The 490-nt window shown below is 45.5% G+C and carries 1 protein-coding gene; it reads right to left on the minus strand.

Translation table 11 applies throughout. The features are described 5' to 3' along the window. Window positions 1–490: GTP-binding protein (locus ACNART_RS17920; protein WP_416303691.1), on the minus strand; the 490-nt coding region annotated here is incomplete at both ends.

Consider the following 490-nt stretch of genomic DNA (forward strand, 5'->3'; position numbering starts at 1 on the left):
GGGAAATCGTACTGAGACAGAAGTTCACGAACTTCCATTTCTACTAATTCCAGTAACTCTTCATCATCTACCATGTCACATTTGTTCAGGAATACGATGATGTAAGGAACACCAACCTGACGACCTAACAGGATGTGCTCACGAGTTTGTGGCATTGGGCCATCAGTCGCAGCAACAACCAGGATAGCTCCGTCCATTTGCGCAGCACCTGTGATCATGTTTTTAACATAGTCGGCGTGACCTGGGCAGTCTACGTGTGCGTAGTGACGGCTTGGAGTGTCATATTCTACGTGTGAAGTAGAGATGGTGATACCACGAGCTTTTTCTTCTGGTGCGTTATCGATTTGATCGAATGCACGAGCAGAACCACCGTAAGTTTTAGCTAAAACTGTAGTGATTGCAGCAGTCAGAGTTGTTTTACCGTGGTCAACGTGGCCGATAGTACCAACGTTAACGTGCGGTTTTGAACGTTCAAATTTTTCTTTAGACA

This window comes from Proteus sp. LHD240705 (assembly GCF_047921555.1).
GTDB lineage: Bacteria > Pseudomonadota > Gammaproteobacteria > Enterobacterales > Enterobacteriaceae > Proteus.